This window comes from Bacillus sp. FSL E2-8887, assembly GCF_038007205.1.
GTDB lineage: Bacteria > Bacillota > Bacilli > Bacillales > Bacillaceae_G > Bacillus_A > Bacillus_A mycoides.
In genome coordinates, this window is sequence record NZ_JBBOWS010000001.1 from 2016173 (window position 1) to 2039510 (window position 23338).

Annotated in this window: 18 protein-coding genes and 1 riboswitch; of the genes, 14 read left to right on the forward strand and 4 right to left on the reverse strand. The window is 35.1% G+C overall.

What is annotated here, in order from left to right; translation table 11 throughout:
• Window positions 1-100 precede the first annotated feature (100 nt).
• Window positions 101-274, reverse strand: a complete 174-nt coding sequence (locus NSQ08_RS10105; RefSeq protein WP_002157923.1) for a hypothetical protein — start codon at window positions 272-274, stop codon at window positions 101-103.
• Between the two features lie 336 nt (window positions 275-610).
• Between NSQ08_RS10105 and NSQ08_RS10110 the strand changes: the two genes are divergently transcribed.
• Window positions 611-910 carry an ArsR/SmtB family transcription factor gene (locus NSQ08_RS10110; RefSeq protein WP_002012759.1) on the forward strand — a complete coding sequence of 100 codons (300 nt, stop codon included), beginning with the start codon at window positions 611-613 and terminating at the stop codon, window positions 908-910.
• A gap of 63 nt (window positions 911-973) precedes the next feature.
• On the opposite strand, the gene NSQ08_RS10115 is transcribed toward NSQ08_RS10110, so the two are convergent.
• Window positions 974-1159 carry a YkvS family protein gene (locus tag NSQ08_RS10115; protein ID WP_002012762.1) on the reverse strand — a complete coding sequence of 62 codons (186 nt, stop codon included), beginning with the start codon at window positions 1157-1159 and terminating at the stop codon, window positions 974-976.
• A 693-nt stretch (window positions 1160-1852) separates the two neighbouring features.
• On the opposite strand from NSQ08_RS10115, the gene NSQ08_RS10120 reads away from it, so the two are divergent.
• The 10 genes from NSQ08_RS10120 (at window position 1853) to NSQ08_RS10165 (ending at window position 18493) form a co-directional block, all read left to right on the forward strand.
• Entirely contained in the window at window positions 1853-3055 is a 1203-nt protein-coding gene (locus NSQ08_RS10120) for an L-lactate MFS transporter (protein WP_002085734.1), read from the forward strand.
• 629 nt (window positions 3056-3684) lie between these two features.
• Entirely contained in the window at window positions 3685-4470 is a 786-nt protein-coding gene (gene dhbA, locus NSQ08_RS10125; RefSeq protein ID WP_098168156.1) for a 2,3-dihydro-2,3-dihydroxybenzoate dehydrogenase, read from the forward strand.
• A 26-nt stretch (window positions 4471-4496) separates the two neighbouring features.
• Window positions 4497-5696: an isochorismate synthase DhbC gene (gene dhbC, locus NSQ08_RS10130; protein WP_088039335.1), complete on the forward strand. Its 1200-nt coding sequence runs from the start codon at window positions 4497-4499 to the stop codon at window positions 5694-5696.
• Window positions 5697-5708: 12 nt separating this feature from the next.
• The gene (locus NSQ08_RS10135; protein WP_002192926.1) at window positions 5709-7325 is read left to right on the forward strand and encodes a (2,3-dihydroxybenzoyl)adenylate synthase; all 1617 of its coding nucleotides are present in this window, start codon (window positions 5709-5711) and stop codon (window positions 7323-7325) included.
• 24 nt (window positions 7326-7349) lie between these two features.
• The gene (locus NSQ08_RS10140; RefSeq protein ID WP_002012770.1) at window positions 7350-8243 is read left to right on the forward strand and encodes an isochorismatase family protein; all 894 of its coding nucleotides are present in this window, start codon (window positions 7350-7352) and stop codon (window positions 8241-8243) included.
• Between the two features lie 33 nt (window positions 8244-8276).
• Window positions 8277-15437 carry an amino acid adenylation domain-containing protein gene (locus NSQ08_RS10145; RefSeq protein WP_340774187.1) on the forward strand — a complete coding sequence of 2387 codons (7161 nt, stop codon included), beginning with the start codon at window positions 8277-8279 and terminating at the stop codon, window positions 15435-15437.
• Window positions 15434-15658 carry an MbtH family protein gene (locus NSQ08_RS10150; protein WP_000184075.1) on the forward strand — a complete coding sequence of 75 codons (225 nt, stop codon included), beginning with the start codon at window positions 15434-15436 and terminating at the stop codon, window positions 15656-15658. Before NSQ08_RS10145 ends, NSQ08_RS10150 begins: the two co-directional genes overlap by 4 nt.
• Window positions 15658-17100 (forward strand): MDR family MFS transporter, encoded by a 1443-nt coding sequence (locus NSQ08_RS10155; protein ID WP_215560389.1) that lies wholly within the window; start codon window positions 15658-15660, stop codon window positions 17098-17100. The genes NSQ08_RS10150 and NSQ08_RS10155 overlap by 1 nt, the downstream gene beginning before the upstream one ends.
• Window positions 17101-17164: 64 nt before the next feature.
• Entirely contained in the window at window positions 17165-17914 is a 750-nt protein-coding gene (gene sfp / locus NSQ08_RS10160; RefSeq protein WP_256485172.1) for a 4'-phosphopantetheinyl transferase Sfp, read from the forward strand.
• A 36-nt stretch (window positions 17915-17950) separates the two neighbouring features.
• Complete coding sequence (locus tag NSQ08_RS10165) at window positions 17951-18493, forward strand: cold-shock protein (protein WP_340774201.1); 543 nt, start codon at window positions 17951-17953, stop codon at window positions 18491-18493.
• Window positions 18494-18543: 50 nt separating this feature from the next.
• Here NSQ08_RS10165 and NSQ08_RS10170 read toward each other — a convergent pair whose 3' ends face one another.
• Window positions 18544-18816: an HU family DNA-binding protein gene (locus NSQ08_RS10170; RefSeq protein WP_002012780.1), complete on the reverse strand. Its 273-nt coding sequence runs from the start codon at window positions 18814-18816 to the stop codon at window positions 18544-18546.
• A gap of 204 nt (window positions 18817-19020) precedes the next feature.
• Here NSQ08_RS10170 and NSQ08_RS10175 point away from each other — a divergent pair, with 204 nt between their 5' ends.
• Together NSQ08_RS10175 and NSQ08_RS10180 are read left to right on the forward strand one after the other, a co-directional pair.
• Entirely contained in the window at window positions 19021-19788 is a 768-nt protein-coding gene (locus tag NSQ08_RS10175; protein ID WP_088045577.1) for a DUF3891 family protein, read from the forward strand.
• A gap of 14 nt (window positions 19789-19802) precedes the next feature.
• Complete coding sequence (locus NSQ08_RS10180) at window positions 19803-20333, forward strand: DinB family protein (RefSeq protein ID WP_340774211.1); 531 nt, start codon at window positions 19803-19805, stop codon at window positions 20331-20333.
• A gap of 49 nt (window positions 20334-20382) precedes the next feature.
• Here NSQ08_RS10180 and NSQ08_RS10185 read toward each other — a convergent pair whose 3' ends face one another.
• The gene (locus NSQ08_RS10185; RefSeq protein ID WP_002012784.1) at window positions 20383-21750 is read right to left on the reverse strand and encodes an alanine/glycine:cation symporter family protein; all 1368 of its coding nucleotides are present in this window, start codon (window positions 21748-21750) and stop codon (window positions 20383-20385) included.
• Between the two features lie 107 nt (window positions 21751-21857).
• Window positions 21858-21977: riboswitch (glycine riboswitch) on the reverse strand.
• A 435-nt stretch (window positions 21978-22412) separates the two neighbouring features.
• Between NSQ08_RS10185 and NSQ08_RS10190 the strand changes: the two genes are divergently transcribed.
• On the forward strand, window positions 22413-23231 hold the full coding sequence (locus tag NSQ08_RS10190; RefSeq protein ID WP_002085716.1) for a hypothetical protein: 819 nt from the start codon (window positions 22413-22415) through the stop codon (window positions 23229-23231).
• Window positions 23232-23338 lie beyond the last annotated feature (107 nt).

The window sequence follows — 23338 nt, forward strand, 5'->3', positions numbered from 1 at the left end:
TTTTTCAATTAAGTTCAAATGAATTTAATAATGTTTTTATATAAAGCCGTCTCTATAGTAGAGGCGGCATCTTTATTATTTAAAGGAATGAATGATGCAATTATGAATCATTTGAAGAAGGTGGCGTATTTGCCAAACGATTATAACTTTTAAAGGCTGAAATTGCAGATATAACACCACCTGTTAAAAATAAAGCTGAACCACCAACTAAAATAATACGACTGACATATGTTTCACGAGCTTCTTCAACTTGTTCTTGTGACGGTGTTGGCATATAAAGTCCCCCTCAATATTAATGTGTTTTGCAATAGTATATACAAATGCCTAAAATATGTTAAAATCACTGGATAGTATTATGAGGAAGTATATAGTTAGATGTGAATTGTTTGAAAAATCTTCATTATAAATTTATGCTAACTTCACATAGAGCACAAATTGAAATTGTATTATGTATATGTACCAAATAGATGAAATTGTATAGTATTGCTGTTTTTAAATAATCAAAATCCTATTATTTCTATATAAGGGTCTTAATTGTATATTTAGAGATAATATTTTATTTAGAAGCAGATTTTAATAAAAAGGAATTCAAATAAAAGGGGAATGTCTTATGACAACATATACGAGCGAGATAAAAAAAAGTTTAGTAACTGAAGAAGATGTGGATATTTTAAAAATAATGGCGCATCCAATACGATTACAAATTGTAAATGAATTAAGTGCACGCAAAACTTGTAATGTAACACAATTAACAGAAATATTAAATATTCCTCAATCGACTGTTTCGCAGCATTTATCAAAAATGAAAGGTAAAGTGCTAAGAGCTGAGAGAAGAGGGTTAGAAATTTATTATTATATTAATAATTTAAAAGCAAGCAAGATTGTTAGTGTTTTAGGATATGTAAATTAATGAATTGTTATTATACAAAATAGCCTCCGCTGTTAAGCAGGGGCTATTTTGTATTGTATTGTTTTATTTATTTGCATTTAAAATTTTATAGTTTTTATGATTTACAATTGTTCGGTCAAATTCAAAAGTACCACCGCTTACATCTGTGACTTCAACTAAGACCGATTCAGTGTATAGTTTTAGTACAGATGCTGTGATCTTTAAGTTATTTCGTTGAAATAGTATAGTATCGCCTACGTTTGCTTTCATAGTACCTCCTTATAAAAGTCAGAAATGTTTGTTTATTATATATATTAAACCACGTATAGATATATTAGTGAATGTTTAGTTTTATTTATCAATAAAATATTTGTTGTTTAATAAAAATTAAAGTGCAAAATTATGTAAATGAATTATATATTTTCTGTTTTTATGTAGAAAATTGTAAAAAACGTTGTACTTTTGTATGTTTCGTTAGAAAAACAAGATATACGGAAGTGGAAATGGTGGGATTTTTGATTACAAGCATTGTAACGAGAAGCCAGATTACAAGACTATTAAATGATTTGTATTAAGAAATATAGACGCAACATGTTATAAAGCTGGGGAGTTAAAAAGAATATGGTGTTTTTTTGTTTATATAGGATAATCAAAATTTTGAAGTCCAGCCATGGTGTAACAGGGCGCATAACTTTGTATAAAAGAGGATATGAAAACACACATAAGTCGTATTGATGTAAAACATTATAAAAACTACTACGTATTTAACAAGTAGTTTTTTGTATTTCACCCTTCGTTTTCTGTAACTGATTCCATATTTTTGACGCTCCATCTTGTAAGTGCTTACATAAGCGAAAACATCCTATACAATGAAGTTGTTAAGTCGAATGAGGTGGCGAAAATAAAAATAAAAAAAGCATATTTAGCGAATAGCATTGAAATAGAAAGAGGAGGAGAGATGGTATGAAAAAATCATCGGTTAATCCATGGCTTGTTGTCCTTGGAACAGTCATAGTACAAATGGGGCTTGGTACGATATATACATGGAGTTTATTCAATCAGCCCTTAGTGAGTAAATACGGTTGGAGTCTTAACGCTGTTGCTATAACTTTCTCAATTACTAGCCTGTCTTTAGCGTTTTCAACTTTGTTTGCGAGTAAATTGCAAGAAAAATGGGGACTTCGTAAACTTATTATGATAGCTGGACTAGCATTAGGAATTGGATTAATACTTAGTTCACAAGCTTCCTCATTAATATTGCTTTATGTACTAGCAGGGGTTGTTGTAGGTTATGCAGATGGTACAGCATATATCACTTCATTATCCAATTTAATAAAGTGGTTTCCAAAGCGTAAAGGTTTAATTGCTGGTATTTCTGTCTCTGCATATGGTTCAGGTAGCTTAATTTTTAAATATATTAACGCACAGTTAATTGAATCAGTTGGTGTATCACAAGCGTTTATATACTGGGGTTTAATTGTTACAGCTATGATTGTCCTTGGCGCTTGTTTAATCCATCAAGCTGCAGATCAAGGAGCAGTTCATGAAACAAAAACTCAGGAATATACAACGAAAGAAATGTTAGGCACAAAACAAGTATACTTATTATTTATTATGTTATTTACATCATGTATGAGTGGCTTATACTTAATTGGTATGGTAAAAGACATTGGTGTTCAACTTGTAGGGCTTAGCGCAGCGACAGCAGCTAATGCGGTGGCTATGGTTGCAATCTTCAATACATTAGGTCGTATTATTTTAGGACCGTTATCAGATAAAATCGGTCGTTTAAAAATCGTTACTGGTACATTTGTTGTTATGGCAGCTTCAGTCTTGGTTTTAAGTTTCGTAGATTTAAATTATGGTATCTACTTCGTATGTGTAGCAAGTGTAGCGTTTTGCTTTGGTGGAAATATCACTATTTTCCCAGCTATCGTTGGTGATTTCTACGGTATGAAAAACCATAGTAAGAACTACGGAATTGTGTATCAAGGATTTGGATTTGGAGCGCTCGCTGGTTCCTTTATCGGTGCAGTTCTAGGTGGATTCAAACCAACTTTCATGGTGATCGGCGTATTATGTGTCGTATCATTTATTATCGCACTTTTAATCCAAGTGCCTAAGCAGAAAAAAGAAAAAGAAGAAGAGTATCGCAGTGTAGCGTAAGTATATAAATCTTCTTTAACACTATGTTTACTAAAAAGCACCCTATTTAATAGGGTGCTTTTTTATGAATTACAACATGTGGAATTTTCTAGAGGCAAAAAAATGAGTAAAGTATCCGTTTGGATTATATTGGAATATAATAAATTGATATATTATATGCGAAATACTTATTAAATCTTAAATTATAAACACGACATGCATCGGTAATTGCAAGATATACTTTCTCGATATTTTCAGAAAAATGTTGAGAAAATATATACTTGAGTTTTTGGTAAGGCTTTGTAAATGAAGGTATCTACAGTTTATCTTCTTCAGTTTTAAAAAGAGGAGTACGAATTAAATTTTTTAATGTAAGTACTTATTAATGCTTTTAGATGTAATTGTATTGAGAAGTACTAAAATATTTTATCTGAAAAATAAAAATAGGTTGACAAGTTTATTGAGAAAGATTATCATTTCGATGTAAGAATATTAAATGAAAAACATTATCAATGAATAATATTTTGATGAAAAGTACACTTGACCAATTAGTTTAGTAAGTGTATTATTTTTTACATTGATAGTGATAATCGTTATCATTATTGCTATTTGTTTAATTAGATTAATTTTCAAATGAAAGGATAGAGGAAATGAACTTAGGGGAATTTGATGGAAAAACGGTTTTAGTAACAGGTGCAGCTCAAGGTATAGGCAGTGTTGTTGCCAAAATGTTTTTAGAAAGAGGAGCTACAGTTATTGCGGTTGATCAAAATGAAGAGGGGTTAAATGTACTCTTAAATGAAAATGAATTAAATGAAACACGTATGAAAACATTTCATTTAGATGTGAGTGATAGTACCGCTGTTGAAGATATGGTAAACGGTATTGAAAATGATATAGCACCAATAGATATATTAATAAATGTTGCAGGGGTATTACGTATGGGACCAATTCACTCTTTAAGTGATGAAGATTGGAATAAAACCTTCTCTGTAAATTCTACAGGAGTTTTCTATATGTCTCGAGCAGTAAGTAAACATATGATGCAAAGAAGGTCAGGGGCAATTGTTACAGTTGGTTCAAATGCGGCAAATACTCCGAGAATGGAAATGGCTGCGTACGCTGCATCAAAAGCCGCAACGACAATGTTTATGAAGTGTTTAGGATTAGAGCTTGCAGCATACAATATTCGCTGCAACTTAGTTTCTCCTGGTTCTACTGAAACTGAAATGCAAAGATTACTATGGGCTGATGAGAATGGAGCTGAAAATATAATTGCTGGTTCTCAAAATACATATAGACTCGGTATTCCGTTACAAAAAATTGCACAACCTTCAGAAATTGCTGAAGCAGTATTGTTTTTAGCTTCTGATAAAGCGAGTCATATTACAATGCACAATTTATGTGTCGATGGCGGAGCTACATTAGGAGCTTAATAAAAAATTCAGGAGGTTATTATACTATGAATGAACTTACAGCCGTAAAGGAACTGTCAGAAAAACTTTTAGAAGATTACAAGACAGAATCTTCATTCTTTTTCGCTTCACCAACTCGAACAATATTAGCAGAAGGAGAGTTTACTACAGTAAAACATCGTGAAATTGAAAGCTTTCCAGAACTTGTACAAGCTGTATTAAGTAATGCAAAACAAGCCGGAAATCCGAATCCTATCGTTGTTGGTGCTTTGCCTTTTGATCGTAGAAAAGAAGTTCAACTTATCGTACCAGAACATAGTAGAATTACTGAGCGTTTACAGTTAGAGACAACAAATGAGATAAAACGAAATGAGAAACTGACATTTGAAATGACACCGGTTCCAGCTCCTGAAGTTTATATGGATGGTGTGAAGCAAGGAATAGCAAAAATTCAGGACGGAGATTTAAAGAAAATCGTTCTATCTAGATCGTTGGATGTTAAGTCTTCCGAGAAAATTGATCAACAAAAACTACTTCGTGAATTAGCGGAACATAATAAGCACGGCTACACATTTGCTGTTAATTTGCCGAAAGATGAAAACGAGTACAGTAAGACGTTAATTGGAGCAAGTCCTGAATTACTTGTTTCACGTCATGGTATGCAAGTAATTTCTAATCCGTTGGCTGGCTCAAGACCACGAAGTGAGGATCCAGTAGAAGATAAAAGAAGGGCAGAAGAATTACTTTCTTCTCCAAAAGATTTACATGAACATGCGGTAGTAGTTGAAGCGGTTGCCGCTGCGCTTCGCCCTTACTGTCATATATTACATGTTCCAGAAAAACCCTCAGTTATTCATAGTGAAGCAATGTGGCATTTGTCTACGGAAGTGAAAGGTGAACTAAAGGACCCAAATACGTCTTCTTTAGAATTAGCAATTGCTCTTCATCCTACGCCAGCAGTTTGCGGAACTCCAATGGAAGAAGCGAGAGAGGCTATTCAAAAAATTGAGCCATTTGACCGTGAATTCTTTACAGGAATGTTAGGGTGGAGCGATTTAAATGGAGATGGCGAATGGATTGTTACAATTCGTTGTGCTGAAGTGCAAGAGAATACACTTCGCTTATATGCAGGTGCTGGAGTTGTTGCTGAATCAAAGCCAGAAGATGAGTTAGCAGAAACATCAGCTAAGTTCCAAACAATGTTGAAGGCTTTAGGGTTAAGAGATAATTCGCTGAATGAAAAATAGGGGGAAGAAAGAATGTTAATAGGTTATACGGAATGGCCAAAAGAATTTGCCAATCGCTATCGAGAAGAAGGGTGTTGGCTTGGAGAAACATTTGGTTCGATGTTAAAAGAACGCGCTGAAAAATATGGGGATCAAATTGCGGTTGTAAGTAGTAATACGCATATAACGTATAGTGAACTTGATAAAAAGGTAGATCGCTTAGCTTCAGGTTTACTGAATTTAGGAATAAAGAAAGAGGACCGAGTTGTAATCCAGTTGCCTAATATTATAGAGTTTTTCGAAATATGCTTTGCGCTATTTCGCATTGGAGCACTTCCTGTTTTTGCACTACCTTCTCATCGCAGTAGTGAAATTAGTTATTTTTGCGAGTTCGGTGAGGCGAGTGCTTACATTATTTCAGATAAGGCTCTCGGCTTTGATTACCGAAAACTAGCAAGAGAAGTGAAAGAGAAAGTTCCCGCTTTACAACATGTAATCGTAGTGGGGGAAGAAGAAGAATTCGTGAACATAACTGATCTTTATATGGATCCGATTCCGTTACCAGAAGTTCAGCCAAGTGATGTTGCGTTTCTCCAATTATCAGGAGGGACGACAGGACTTTCTAAATTAATTCCTAGAACACATGATGACTATATTTATAGTTTACGTGTTAGCGCTGACATTTGTAATTTAAATGCAGAAAGTGTCTATATGGCAGTTCTTCCAGTAGCACACAATTACCCGATGAGTTCTCCAGGGACATTTGGAACTTTTTATGCGGGTGGAAAAGTAGTATTGGCAACTGGAGGTAGTCCAGATGAGGCATTTGCTCTTATAGAAAAAGAAAAAGTTACGATTACAGCGCTCGTTCCACCATTAGCAATGATTTGGCTTGATGCAGCATCTTCCCGTAACGACGATTTATCGAGCCTGCAAGTTATTCAAGTAGGAGGTGCGAAATTTAGTGCCGAAGTTGCGAAGCGTATTCGCCCTACATTTGGATGTACGTTACAGCAAGTGTTCGGTATGGCAGAAGGGTTAGTAAATTACACAAGATTAAATGATCCTGAAGAAATCATTATTCATACGCAAGGTAGACCGATGTCTACATTCGATGAAGTAAGGGTTGTTGATGAAAATGATAACGATGTAAAACCCGGTGAAGTAGGAAGTTTATTAACAAGAGGGCCATATACAATTCGTGGTTATTATAAAGCGGAAGAGCATAATGCACGATCATTTACAAAGGATGGATTTTATCGTACAGGAGATCTTGTGAAAGTAAATGAACAAGGTTACATCATTGTAGAAGGAAGAGATAAAGATCAAATTAATCGTGGCGGTGAGAAGGTTGCTGCGGAAGAGGTTGAAAATCATCTATTAGCACATGATGCAGTACATGATGTAGCAATTGTATCTATGCCTGACGATTATTTAGGAGAACGCACTTGCGCTTTTGTTATCGCTCGTGGACAAGTCCTAACTGCAAACGAATTAAAAATGTTCTTAAGAGAACGTGGTATAGCAGCTTATAAGATTCCAGATCGAATTGAATTTATTGAATCATTCCCACAAACAGGTGTTGGAAAAGTAAGCAAAAAAGAATTACGTAAAGTCATTGCTGAAAAACTTATTACAGTAAAACAATAATAAAAATCGGAAGGAAGTGATTAGATGGCTATCCCATCTATTTCAGTATATAAAATGCCAATTGAATCAGAACTACCAAAAAATAAAGTGAATTGGACGCCAGATCCGAAACGTGCGGTTCTTCTAATCCATGACATGCAAGAATATTTTCTTGATGCATATAGCGATAAAGAATCGCCAAAAGTAGAACTAATTTCAAATATTAAGGTGATAAGAGAAAGATGCAAGGAACTTGGTATACCAGTTGTTTATACAGCACAACCTGGTGGACAAACGTTAGAACAACGAGGGTTATTACAAGACTTTTGGGGTGACGGTATTCCTGCTGGACCAGATAAAAAGAAAATTGTCGATGAGCTTACTCCAGATGAGGATGATATATTCCTAACCAAATGGAGATATAGTGCATTTAAAAAGACGAATCTATTAGAAATTTTAAATGAGCAGGGAAGAGATCAACTTATTATTTGCGGTATTTATGCGCATATTGGCTGCCTTTTAACAGCTTGTGAAGCATTTATGGATGGTATAGAGCCATTTTTTGTAGCAGATGCAGTTGCTGATTTTTCACTAGAGCATCATAAACAAGCATTGCAGTATGCATCAAATAGATGTGCAGTAACGACATCAACAAACTTACTATTAAAAGATTTACAAAGTGTAAAAAGCGATGAGAGTGAAGGAATCACTTTACAGAAAGTACATGAACTAGTTGCACAACTACTCCGTGAGCCAGTAGAGAGTATTGAAGTTGATGAAGACTTATTAAATAGAGGACTTGATTCGGTCAGAATTATGAGTTTAGTAGAGAAGTGGCGCCGCGAAGGGAAAGAAATCACTTTTGCAGATTTAGCAGAACGTCCAACTGTTGATGATTGGTACCGTTTACTATCTTCACAAGCAGCACAAGTGCTGTAACAAATAGACTACATAATAAAGGGGTAGTAAAGAATGCCTAATAGTCAAAAGATTCGTCATTCGTTATCATCTGCGCAGTCTGGTATGTGGTTTGCGCAACAATTAGATCCGCTTAATCCGATTTATAATACTGGGGAATATATAGAAATAAACGGAAATATTAATCAAGAAATTTTCGAGTTAGCTGTATGTAAAGTTATAACAGAAGCAGAAGCACTTCATGTTCGTTTCGAAGAGGATGAAATTGGCCCATGGCAAGTTATTGAGGAATCGTCAACGTTTCATATGCATTTTATTGACGTTCGTAAAGAAGAAAATCCTGAAGAAGCTGCTAAAGTATGGATGAAAAATGATTTATCTGTACCGATAGATTTAAAAGAAGATAAATTATTTACTGAAGCACTTATTCAAGTTGAAAATAATCGTTTCTTTTGGTATCAGCGCATCCATCACATTGTGATGGATGGCTATGGATTTTCACTTCTTAGCCAAAAGATAGCGAATGAGTATACATCACTTATAGAAGAAACAAATAAGAATGAAAAGCCATTTGGTTCTCTTGCAAAAATTGTACAAGAAGATAATGAGTATCGTGAATCTAAACAAATTCAGGAAGATCGTACTTTTTGGCTAGAAAAGTTTGCAGATGAACCGGAAGTTATAAGTTTAGCAGAACGAGCGCCGAGAACATCAAATGGATTTTTACGAGAAACTGCTTATCTATCAAATGCTAGTACGAAAACTTTACTAGAAGATATTAATATTTCGTTAACGAGTTGGCCCGAATTTGTTGTAGCTGTAACAAGTATTTATATGCATAAATTAACAGGTGCAAATGATATTGTTTTAGGTTTACCGATGATGGGGCGTCTTGGTTCTGTATCTATTCATACACCTAGCATGGTAATGAATTTAGTTCCACTTCGTCTAAAGTTAACTCCAAATATAACTTTTGCAGAATTAATACAGCAAGTTTCTAAAGAAATTCGAGACGTACGTCGTCATCATAAATATCGTCATGAGGAATTAAGAAGAGACTTAAAGTTACTAGGTGAAAATCAAAGGTTGTTTGGGCCGTTAGTGAATGTTATGCCTTTTGATTACGGGCTTATCTTTGCTGGAAATCGTGGTATTACACATAATTTATCAGCAGGACCTGTCGATGACTTATCGATTAATGTATATAAGCGCTTCGATGAAAATGAGTTAATGATTCATTTTGATGCGAATCCGGAAGTATATAGCGATACGGAACTAGCATTGCATAAAGAAAGATTTATGAATCTATTAGAATTAGTGATAAATAATTATCACAAAGACGAGCCGATTGGAAAAATAAACATTACTCTTCCTGAAGAAAATCATAAAGTTTTATTGGAATGGAATGAAACTAAGAAAGCTGAAGAGCTAATTAATCTATCTATATTATTTGAAAAACAAGTACAAAAAAATCCAAATAAAATAGCAGTTACTTGTAACGGGATAAAACTTACGTATAAAGGGCTAAATGAACGAGCGAATGAACTAGCACACTATTTATTAGAAGAAGGAATACGACCAAATCAGTTTGTTGCCTTAGCATTTCCAAAATCAATAGAAATGGTAGTTAGTATGCTAGCAGTTCTAAAGGCTGGTGCAGCGTATTTACCGATAGATCCAGAATACCCAGCCGAGCGAATTCATTATATAGTAAATGATGCAAATCCAGTTTGTATCATAACACATTCATCTGTTTCATCTACTTTAGTTATAGAAAATGATATTAAAAAAATCATATTAGATAGCGAAGAAACGAAAATAGCGTTAAAAACATATTCTCATATGAATCTACCATTTAAAAATGATGAATCACTTTTAAACCAAGCTTATACAATTTACACTTCAGGATCAACCGGAAATCCAAAAGGTGTAATTGTTACTATGAAAGGTTTAAGTAACTTCTTATTAGCTATGAAAGATATGTTTTCATTAAATGAAAACGATCATTTATTAGCAGTTACAACGTTTGCGTTTGATATTTCTGCTCTAGAAATTTATTTACCTCTTATTAGTGGTGCAAGTTTAACAATTGCACAAAAAGAGGTAATCCAAGAGCCTTCTGCGTTAACGACATTGTTACAAGAAGAAAGAGCGACAATTATGCAAGCTACACCGACGCTCTGGCAGGCGTTAATAACTGAATATCCAGAGAGGTTACAAAGGCTAAACGTACTCGTTGGCGGTGAAGCTCTTCCGGCACATTTAGCAAATAAATTAAAAGAATTAGGTTGCTCTATAACTAACTTATATGGACCAACTGAAACGACTATTTGGTCTACTTTCATGAACATTGATGACAGTGAAAATGGTATCCCTCCTATTGGAAGACCAATTTGGAATACAGAAGTGTACGTTTTGGATGCAGGGTTACAGCCTGTTCCACCTGGAGTTATCGGTGAATTATATATTGCAGGAGAAGGACTTGCGAACGGATATTTAGGAAAACCAGCGTTAACGGCTGAACGGTTTGTTGCAAACCCTTATGGAAAAGATGGAGCACGTATGTACCGCACAGGTGATCTTGTGAAATGGCGTAACGATGGTGTGTTAGAGTACATTAGTCGCGCAGATCATCAAATTAAAATTCGCGGTTTCCGAATTGAATTAGCTGAAATTGAAACGGTATTACAACGACATGAAAATATACAACAAGCAGTGGTAATGGTACGAGAAGATCGTCCAAATGATAAACGAATCATTGCGTATATCGTTGCCGAAGAGAAGGAACCAATTAATCTTTCGGAAATTCGTTCTTATGTTTCAGAAAGTTTAGCGAATTATATGGTGCCATCGGCATTTGTTGTGCTAGAAGAATTACCATTAACACCAAATAGTAAGGTTGATAGAAAGAAATTACCTGCTCCTGATTTTAATGGAATGAACAATGAGAGAGTTGCTAGAAATCCGAAAGAAGAAATATTATGTGATTTATTTGCTGAAGTACTTGGTGTTTCGCGAATTAGTATAGATGATAATTTCTTTGAAATGGGTGGCCATTCGCTTCTTGCATCTCGTTTAATGGCAAGAATTCGTGAAACGTTAAGTGTAGAATTAGGAATCGGAAAGCTATTTGAATCACCAACTGTTGCTGAATTAGCGAACCAGTTGGATCGTGCAAAAAGCGCAAGGCCAGCTATTAAGAAAGTAAGTAGGCCAAATGAAGTTCCACTTTCATTTGCACAACGCAGGTTATGGTTCTTAAATTGTTTAGAAGGTCCAAGTCCTACTTATAATATTCCGTTAGTCATTCGTATGTCTGGAAAACTGAATGAGGAAGCACTGCAAGGTGCCTTTTATGATGTAGTTGAGAAACATGAAACACTTAGAACGATTTTCCCGAATTCACTTGGCAGTTCATATCAAAGAATTCTAGAAATGGATAAATTGAATTTAAAAATGATTATAACAAATACATGTAAGGATGAATTAGAAAGTACACTGTCTGAAGCTGTAAGATATAGCTTTAATCTTGATATCGAACCAGCAATTCGTTTGCAACTTTTTAAAGTGAGTGAAAACGAACATGTTTTACTAATTCTTTTGCATCATATTGTAGGAGATGGATGGTCATTACAAGCGTTAACGAGAGACTTTACAGCGGCTTATAAAGCACGATGTCAAGGTGATAGTGTTCAACTAGAAACCCTTCCAGTTCAATACGCAGATTATTCACTATGGCAACAACAGCTATTAGGTGATGAAACAAAACCAGACAGTATTATTTCAACACAATTAGATTTTTGGAAAGAAGAGTTAAAAGGTTTACCAGATCAAATGGAGTTACCTACAGATTACCAGCGCCCAATTGAAACTAGTTATCGCGGGGAAACAATTCATTTTCATTTAGATGAAGGTATGCATAGTAGGTTAGTGGAGCTCGCTCGTAAAAATGGAGTTAGTTTGTTTATGGTGTTGCAAGCAGGACTAAGTGCCTTATTTACAAGATTAGGTGCTGGAACTGATATACCATTAGGTAGTCCGATTGCTGGAAGAAACGACGATGTACTCACGGATATAGTTGGTTTATTTGTAAATACATTAGTGTTACGCACAAATACATCAGGAGATCCAAGTTTTAAAGAATTATTAAATAGAGTGAAACAGGTAAACCTTGCAGCTTATGAAAATCAAGATGTTCCATTTGAACGACTTGTTGAAGTGTTAAACCCAGTACGAACTCGAAATAGTCATCCGCTGTTTCAAGTTATGTTAGCTTTCCAAAATACGCCAGAAGCAACGTTTAATGTACCGGATTTAGAAGCGAGCCTTGAAATTCAAAGTGTTGGTTCTGCAAAATTTGATTTAACATTTGAAATTAGCGAGAGTAACAGAGTTGATGGTACTCCAAACGGCTTACACGGATTGTTAGAGTTTAGTACCGATTTATATAAACGTGAAACGGTTCAAAAACTAATAGAACGATTCATTCTATTATTAGATGATGCAGAGAAACATCCGGATCAATCAATTGGTAGATTAGAAATATTAACTTTAGCAGAGCGAAATACAGTTTTAGAAAAGTGGAATGGTGGTTTTCAAATTGTACCTGAAATGACATTGCCACAATTATTTGAAAAGCAGGCTCATGTAAATCAAAATTCTATTGCTGTTGTCTTTGAAGATGAAAAGCTAACTTATGAAGAGTTAAATAGAAAAGCGAATAAAATAGCTCGTTTGTTAATAGCGAAAGGAATCGGTCCTGATCAACTTGTTGCTTTAGCGATGCCGAGATCTTTAAATATGGTTGTAAGCTTACTTGCTGTTCTTAAAGCTGGTGCGGGATACCTTCCGTTAGATCCGGATTATCCGTCAGATCGTATCTCATTTATGCTAGACGATGCGAAACCATCATGTGTTTTAACAAATTCAGATGTGGAAATTGAATGTGATGAGGCACTAAAGATTTTAGTTGATGATGTGAACGTAATAGAAGAAATTGAGAAATATAGTGAAGACAATATAGATGAAATGGAGCGCATGAAGCCGTTATCTCCTTCACATATTGCTTACGTTATTTATACGTCAGGATCAACAGGTAGACCGAAAGGCGTTATGATACCTCATCAAAATGTAGTAAGACTTTTAGGAGCAACTGATCATTGGTTCCAATTTGACGCAGACGATGTGTGGACGATGTTCCATTCATACGCTTTTGATTTCTCGGTTTGGGAAATTTGGGGACCTTTATTATATGGAGGGCGTTTAGTTGTAGTACCACATACTGTAAGTCGCTCGCCGAAAGAATTTTTACAGCTTCTTGTTAAGGAAAAGGTTACTGTTTTAAACCAAACTCCATCAGCGTTCTATCAATTGATGCAAGCAGATCGTGAAAATGAAGAGGTTGGTCAAAAATTATCTTTACGATATGTTGTTTTTGGCGGAGAAGCACTTGAACTAAGTCGATTAGAAGATTGGTATAGTCGTCATCCTTATAACGCACCGAAGCTTATTAATATGTACGGAATAACGGAGACGACGGTACATGTTAGTTATATTGAATTAGATGAAAGTATCGTATCTTTACGAGCAAATAGTTTAATCGGGTGCAGTATACCGGATCTTAAAGTATACGTATTAGATAACTATTTACAACCGATGCCACCTGGAGTAGTTGGAGAAATATATGTTGCAGGTGCAGGGCTCGCTCGTGGATATTTAGGAAGAGCAGGATTAACTGCTGAACGTTTTATCGCAGATCCATTTGGTAAGCCAGGTACAAGAATGTATCGTACAGGAGACCTAGCGCGCTGGCGTCAAGATGGGACGTTAGACTATATAGGACGTGCAGATCATCAAATTAAAATTCGTGGATTCCGAATTGAATTAGGGGAAATAGAAGCGGTAATAATGAAACATCCTAAAGTTGAACAAGTAGCTGTTATTGTACGGGAAGATCAACCAGGGGATAAACGATTAGTTTCTTATATCGTCGCATCAAATAATGAAACGATCGATACGAATGAAATGCGTCAGTATGCTGGAGGTAGTTTGCCAGATTATATGGTTCCATACGCTTTTGTAGTAGTAAATGAGTTACCTTTAACTCCAAACGGTAAATTAGATAGAAAGGCATTGCCAGCTCCAGAATTTATTGCATCATCTTCTAGCCGCGGACCGAGAACACCGCAAGAAGAAATGTTATGTGACTTGTTTACAGAAGTTTTAAGTGTGTCTCAAATTGGAATTGATGATGGATTCTTTGATCTTGGTGGTCATTCACTTCTTGCAGTGCAGCTGATGAGTCGCATTAAAGAGGCACTTGGAGTTGAACTAAATATCGGAACTTTATTTGCAGCACCTACTGTTGCAGGGCTTGCTGAAAGACTTGAAATGGGGAATGGTCAAAGTGCACTTGATGTGTTGCTTCCATTACGAGCAAGCGGAGATCAATTACCATTATTTTGCGTACATCCAGCAGGTGGATTAAGTTGGTGCTATGCAGGACTTATGAAATCTTTAGGAACAGATTATCCAATCTATGGTGTACAAGCACGTGGTATCGCTGAAAATGAAGAACTTCCAAAAAGCTTAGAGGAGATGGCGGCGGATTATTTAAAACACGTTCGTGAAATACAGCCTCACGGACCATATCGTTTACTCGGATGGTCGCTTGGAGGAAATGTTGTTCATGCAATGGCGGCGCAACTTCAAAATGAAGGGGAAGAAGTAGAATTACTCGTTATGCTTGATTCGTATCCAGGTCACTTCTTACCGAATACGGAAGCACCTACTGAAGAAGAAGCGTTAATCGCATTACTTGCTTTAGGTGGATATGATCCAGATAACATGGATGGTAAACCACTTACTATGGAAAGTGCGGTTGCAATACTTCGCAAAGATGGAAGTGCATTAGCAAGTCTTGAGGAAGAGACTATTTTAAACTTGAAAGAAACATATGTAAATTCAGTAGGGTTGTTAGGGAAATACGTGCCAAAAGTTTATAACGGGGATATTTTATTCTTTAGATCTACTGTTATACCAGACTGGTTTGATCCTATTTCTCCAAATACGTGGCTAAATTATTTAGACGGGGAAATCGTGCAGCATGACATTGATTGTAGACATAAAGATTTATGTCAGCCAGGTCCACTTACAGAAATTGGACAAGTGCTAGCGAAATATTTGCAGAATAAGAAAGGGGTAAGTAAAGTATGACGAATCCATTTGAAAATGATAATTACACATATAAAGTATTAATGAATGAGGAGGGCCAGTATTCTCTCTGGCCTGCCTTTCTCGATGTACCAATTGGATGGAATGTCGTACATGAAGAAGCTAGCAGACAAGTTTGCTTAGAATACGTTGAAGTTAACTGGAATGATTTAGAGCCGAAAAAAAATCAAATTAGCGAAAAAATATTAGTAGGAAAACAATAATGAAAGTAAAAATTAATCCAAAAGTAGTTGTAAGCATCGTTTATATAACAGCGATGTTTATGGCTGCGATGGATGCAACGATTGTGAATGTAGCACTGCAAACGATAAGCAAAGAACTGCAAGTGCCCCCATCTGCAATGGGGACTGTAAATGTTGGGTATTTAGTTAGCTTAGCTATTTTCCTTCCGATTTCTGGTTGGTTAGGAGATCGCTTTGGTACGAAAAAAGTATTTTTAACTGCCCTTTTCGTTTTTACAATTGCATCTGCACTATGTGGAATTGCTAATGATATTACTTCATTAAACATTTTTCGTATCATTCAAGGTGCTGGTGGCGGACTTTTAACACCAGTCGGGATGGCGATGTTATTCCGAACATTTTCACCAGAGGAAAGACCAAAAATTTCTCGATTTATTGTACTTCCAATTGCTGTAGCACCAGCGATCGGACCAATTATTGGTGGTTTCTTTGTAGATCAAATGTCTTGGCGCTGGGCATTTTATATTAATCTGCCGTTTGGCATCATTGCGTTGCTATTTGGACTTCTATTTTTAGCAGAGCATATTGAAAAATCGGCTGGTCGTTTTGATTCTCTCGGTTTTGTTCTTTCAGCACCAGGTTTTGCGATGCTCATCTATGCACTCAGTCAAGGCCCGTCAAAAGGTTGGGTTTCTCCAGAAATAATTAGTATTGGGATAGCTGGGATTGTATTACTTACATTGTTTATTATTGTAGAACTTAAAGTAAAGCAACCGATGTTAGATTTACGCTTATTAAAAGAACCGGTCTTTAGAAAAATGAGTCTTATTTCGTTGTTTTCATCAGCTGGTTTACTAGGAATGTTATTTATTTTTCCGCTTATGTATCAAAATGTAATAGGAGTTTCCGCGCTGGAATCGGGTCTTACTACATTCCCAGAGGCGATTGGATTAATGATTTCTTCGCAGATTGTACCATGGTCATATAAGAAATTAGGAGCTCGAAAGGTAATCTCTATTGGATTAGTAAGTACGGCGGTTATCTTTATTTTATTAAGTTTTGTAAATCATGATACGAATCCATGGCAAATTCGGGCACTATTGTTTGGCATTGGTATTTTCTTAGGTCAATCTGTCGGTGCGGTTCAATTTTCTGCTTTTAACAATATTGCACCACCTTCTATGGGGAGAGCAACTACTATATTCAATGTGCAAAACCGATTAGGATCTGCAATAGGAGTTGCTGTTTTAGCTAGTATACTATCTGGTTTTGGAAGTAATAACGTACAGAATAATGTACAGTCAGATTTTTTACCATATCAAGCAGCATTAATTGGATCAGCAATATTTTTACTCATAGCATTACTATTTTCTTTACGTATTTCTGATAAAGAGGTAATGTCAAAGAAGAATAAAAAGCCGTTATCTGTATTACAAAAAGAGAAAGAAGTTGTAAATGAATGAGTTGCAGCATGCTAATACTCTTTTGAAATAAAGTAATATTGGCATTTAAAAGGAGAGAGTTTACATGATAGAGAGTAAAGTTGTAGATTCTGTACCAACTCTTAATGAGAATAGTTGTCAAATATGGTGGGCAAGAATTTCAGATTTACAATCATGGCATTACAATTTACTAAATGATGTAGAGCGAGAGAAAGCAAATTCATATCATCATTCGGCAGACCGTGCGCGTTTTATAATAGGTTGTGTAATTAGTAGATTAGTACTTGGAAAGGTACTTTCTATGTCGCCAGTCCAAGTGCCAATTGATCGAATGTGCCCAGTATGTAAATTACAACATGGCAGACCACAGTTACCAGAAGGTATGCCGCAAATATCAGTCTCACATTCGGGTGAGTGGGTTGTTGTTGCATTTACTAAATCTGCACCTGTGGGTGTTGATGTTGAGCAAATGAATCCAAATGTAGATGTTATGAAAATGGCAGAGGGCGTATTAACAGACATTGAAATAGCACAAGTTATGAAGTTGCCTGATGAGCAGCGACTAGAAGGGTTTTTAACATATTGGACTCGAAAAGAAGCAGTGCTGAAAGCGACAGGTGAAGGACTATTGATCCCACCAGTAGAAATTACAGTATCAGCTCCAAATGACCCTCCAAAATTGTTGATTTTTAAAGATAGACAAGAGTTAGCAGAACATACAATGATGGAAGATGTAAGACCTAGTTTAGATTATATGGCTTCTATTGCAATATTTAGTAAAGAAGTAACTGAAATTACGCAGTTAGACGCGGGATTGCTATTAAATCATCGTTAATTTTTAATAAAATTTCTTATAGAAGAGGTGTTCCTCATGTTAGTAGCGGAAAATAGAAAAACTGAATTAACTTATAATGTACAGGCAATTAAAGATATGTTGTTTTCTAGAAATACGTCATCTATTCTAGCTTTAGAAAAACTTGTAAAAGATACAGTTCAGTTTGATGTACTTGAACAGGAAGCGCTCGATAGACAATACATTCCGAAAGAAGCAAAGAATTTCTTTGATAAAAACGGAACATTTTTTTATCGCGTATCTAATGTTAGTTATAAAGGTAAGGTGTTATCTGAAAATCTAATTTTTGCAGACACTTCGTTTTTACCGGATACAATAAAGAGTGAATTAGAGAGTGGAAATATTCCTGTTGAAAACCTTATAGAAAAGATGGAAGTAAGAAGAAATGTATTATATGAAGGATATCAGCCATCTGGAAATATTATCGAATTGTTTGATGGATGTTCTGTTGCGGCGAATGTTTATCCAACTAGAAAATATCAAATTGTAAGTAACTGCAAATGTGTATTTTATATTTGTGAAGTGTATCATGCAGAGAATATAAAGGAACTGCTTAAATAAGAACTAAACAATAAACAAGAAACCAGCCTATAAAATGGCTGGTTTCTTGTTTATTTAACAGCTTCTTTTAATTCTTTTCCTGCTTTAAATGCTGGAACTTTACCAGCAGCAATCTGAATTTCTTCTCCAGTTTGCGGATTACGCCCTGTACGAGCAGATCTTTCACGCACTTCAAAAGTTCCAAAGCCGATTAGTTGCACTTTATCGCCAGATTGTAATGCATTAGCAATTGTGTCAAATACGGATTGTACAGCTGCAGAAGCATCTTTTTGAGAAATATCAGCTGATTGTGCTACATTTTTAACTAATTCTGTTTTGTTCATGTTTTCACCTCATAAAAATTTTTTTAGAATGAATGTTTTAGTATAATGGTTAGTAAAGATAAAGCTAACTTTGTGATTAGAAAGAATGCTGTATATTTATGTTAATTTCGTTGAAAGAAACTGAATCCCTGCTAATATTTAGGGATTAATTAAGAATTGATGCATACAACAAGCTGTAATATGAGGATGAGGGGGAATATACGGATGATTTTTCGTGAAAAGAATGAGAAAGAAAGTATATTAATTCGTCAACATGATCATGGTTTTTTAGCTGGTGAAATTGCAAGACATATAATAGAAGATTTTTTTGAAGATAAAATATACTTAAAAGAGACAATTGATGCTATATATGAGCATGATAGAGGATGGATAGAGCTTGATAAAGTACCAATTTTGAATGATACTAAAAATATTCCATATACATTTATGGATTGTCCAAGTTCATTACGCTTTGTTTTTTATACGATTGGTTTGAATGCAGTTGAAGAGTCAAATCCATACGGGGCGCTACTTTGTAGTAAGCACTTTTTATCATTTTCATTAAATGAGGAAGATGAAGAGATGATGTCTTTTTATAAAAATGAATTGGAACGACAAAAAAGAATTTTGAAAACGTTAACAAAAGAACAATATGCGATGTTTGATAAACATTATAGATTATTAAAGTTTTGTGATGAACTTTCTTTATATGTATGTATGAATAAACCTGGTGTAAAAAAGAAAGATGAAATTGATTTATTTAAAGAGGGTTTTGAAGGAACAGAAATGTTTAATAGTAAGGGGGAGAAGCCTATTCAAGCTGAATGGGTGGATGAAGAAACAATTCAAATTACATCGTTTCCATTTAAAACGGAATTTTATACATATGTAAAATATAAAACTATAAATAAACATGAAGTTAAAGAAAAAGGGATTGTAAAAGCTGATAGAGAAGCGGAAATGAAGAAGCAAAACATTCGTTTCATACAATAAGGAGGAGATTTAGATTGAAAGATTACATGTTAAAACAGTTTGATTACCATGCTTGGGCTAATACACGATTATTCAACCGACTAAAAGAGTTACCAAACTATGAGACAATTTTTAATGAACAGATACAGAGTGTATTCCCATCAATTAAGGATACTTTTGTACATATTTATATTACAGATCAAGTGTGGTTACACATATTGCATGGTAAAAGTATGAGTGAAGTAATACAAAACCGAGAAAAATTACGAAAACAAATCGAAACTAAATCGTTACATGAATTAGAAAAAATGTTTGAAAACATGGCAAATCAATATAAAGAATTTTTAAGTAGAATACAAGACGTAAATACTGTATTTGTTATTGAGAACCCATATGCAGGTGCATTAGACACTTCCATTTTAGAGTTAGTGCAACACGTCGTAAATCATGGTACATATCATAGAGGGAATATAACAGCAATGATCCGTCAACTTGGTTATTCATCTACAATGATGGATTTTGTACTTTATTTACATATGGTTCAGGAGGGAAAGGAATTGAAATAGAGAAAAAAGGAATGGCTTATTATAAATGAGCCATTCCTTTTTTTAGTGATTAACTTGCCTGTTTTTTATGACTTTCTTTCAATTTCTCTGCTTGTAAAAAGCGATTCGTTTCAGCGACAACAATACCACTTAATCCGATTAGACCAATTAAGTTTGGAATCGCCATAAGTCCATTTGCAATATCGGCAAATGTCCATACGACACCTAGCTTTAAATTAGCACCTATTGCAATCATAACGATAAAGATTGCTTTATAATATCGTACAGCACCTTGTCCGAATAAATAAGCTACACACTTCTCTCCGTAATACGACCAACCTAAAATAGTAGAGTAGGCGAATAATATAATGGCGATACCGAGAATCATACTACCAGCAGTACCGAATACGGATTGGAATGCTAATGTTGTAGCTTCAACACCAGTTTTACCTGATTTCCATGCGCCTGTAGTAATTAATACTAGCCCCGTAATTGTACATACAATAAATGTATCTAGAAAAGTACCAGTCATAGAAACTAAAGCTTGTTTTGCAGGTGAATCTGTTTTGGCAGCAGCCGCAGCAATAGGAGCACTTCCTAAACCAGCCTCGTTAGCAAATACACCACGTGCCATTCCTATTTGAATTGCAGATGCAACTGTTGCTCCGATAAAACCACCAGCAGCTGCAGTACCTTGAAATGCACCAGAAAAAATAAGTGAAAATGCTTCTGGAATTTGATCAAAGTGATAGAAAATAATAATAAGGCCAGCGATTATATAAAAGAATGCTTTAATAGGAACGATATATCCAGTAACTCTACCAATCTTTTTTACACCGCCCAAAATAACGATAGCGATTAAGAATGACATGAGTATACCAGTTAATGCAGGAGGGAAAGAAAAATTGATTCGCATTGCCTCTGCAACTGAATTAGATTGAACCATATTACCGATACCGAAAGAAGCAGCTGTGCCGAATATAGCGAATAAAACAGCCAGCCATTTTTTCCCTAAACCACGTTCTAAATAATACATTGGTCCACCGGAGTATTCACCATTTTCATTACTAACACGGTATTTCACCGCAAGGATTGCTTCGGCATACTTTGTTGCCATTCCAAATAAAGCAGTAATCCACATCCAAAAGATTGCGCCGGGTCCACCGATTGTCACAGCAGTTGCGACACCTGCTATATTTCCCATACCAATCGTTGCAGCCATAGCTGTCATCAGTGCTTGGAAGTGACTAATATCTCCAGAAGATGATGTATCCTCTGATTTTTTAAAAGCTAGCTTGTGAGCGTATATTAGTTTACTAAACTGTAAACCTTTTAAGCGCACTGTGAGAATGATACCAGTTCCAACGAGTAGCAACAAAGTTGGTAACCCCCACACATACTGATTAATTTGTTCTAATACTTTACTTACTGTCTCCATCTGTATTCTCCTTTTTTAGAAAAAATAAAAACCACTTCAAGGAAATGAAATGGTCTCTGGAGAAACAAGGGATAGAAAAATAAACCGATACAAATCGGCATTTTCTTTCGCTTGTCTCTGTCCTTTTACCTGAGAGATTATCCGCTAGATTAGCGGATTTGCTCCTTCGGTGCTCGTTTTCCTCCGCGCTATATTAAGCGAGAGGGAGTCTCTCCAGAGATTCGTCCCCATGCAGTTCTACTTGTAAACAAGACCTGAGAGTTTCAAAGTTGGTTCAGCAACTTTTTGCCCCGTCGGTAGATCAATAGACCTTCTCCTGAATGGTTCATCCGAATTATAAAATTAAAAACTTAAACGCATTGATTGTGTATAGAATCAATAAAAATATTATAGATATACAATTAGTGAAATGCAATCATTTTTTATTTTGAAATAGTAAATAAACTTATTTTTTTAGTATTCCTAATTTATCTTCTATTTTATGATCTCAGGAGAGATTACTTATTATATATTCGAAAAATGAATGGTGATAAAAGAGATAGGACGTAACAATGTAGGATTATTTATGTCTTACTTTCAAATTTTCAATTCTGAATTATTTGAATTATAATTGTTGTATGTGTGGAATAAACCAATATTTTATAGGGAAATGAGTTGATAAATTGCCAAGAATAAAAAAAATAGGGCGTTTTTGTCCTGTGGATGATGAAGGATTTATTATAAACGATGCACATTTTAATAAAATTCAGCCTGTGTTTTTGGAGGTAATACAAGAAATAAAGGATACTTGTTGTCAATTTTTGCGGGATGATTTGCACAGTGTTTATATAAGGGGTTCTATTCCAAGAGGGATTGGGATAGAAGGGGTTGCAGATGTAGATATGATTATATTAGTTCGAAAGAATCCTCAAGTAATTGACTTAAGCTGGAGAAAGGAGCTAGAAGTCCAAATTACACAGCAGTTTAATTGTATATCAGGAGTGGAGTTAAGTTTTTATAGTGAAAAAGAAGTAATAAACTCAGAGGATTTTTCTTTTATAGGATTTATGATTCAGACACATAGTGTATGTATATTAGGTGAAGACGTAAAATTATATTTACCTAAATATAAAGTAAGTCAGGAGATAGTGTATGAACATCTCATTCATTTGCGGAAACAAATTGAACAAACACACGAAGAGTTAATTCATAATAAGGACGTAGATGATATAGAGGATTGTTGTCGTTGGATCATGAAGATTGTAGTCAGGGCAGGTCTAGCATTAACAATTGATAGAGAAGGGCTGTATTCCAGGGACTTATATCCAGCATATGAGTTATTTAGTAAGCATTTTCCCGAACAAGAAAAAAATATGAGGAAAGCACTACAATATGTAATTGAACCGATAAAAGATATAGAAGAAATCTTATCATTTTTAGATACGTTTGGTGATTGGTTGATAGAAAAAGCAGAGGATTCTTTGAAAAATATACAAATTTAATAAACTATAATTTCATTATGTAAACAGATTGTATTGAAGAATAGAAGAGAGGAGAGATATTGGGATTTTTACATTGTGGATGTATTCTCGCAAGGCAAGTATTCAGG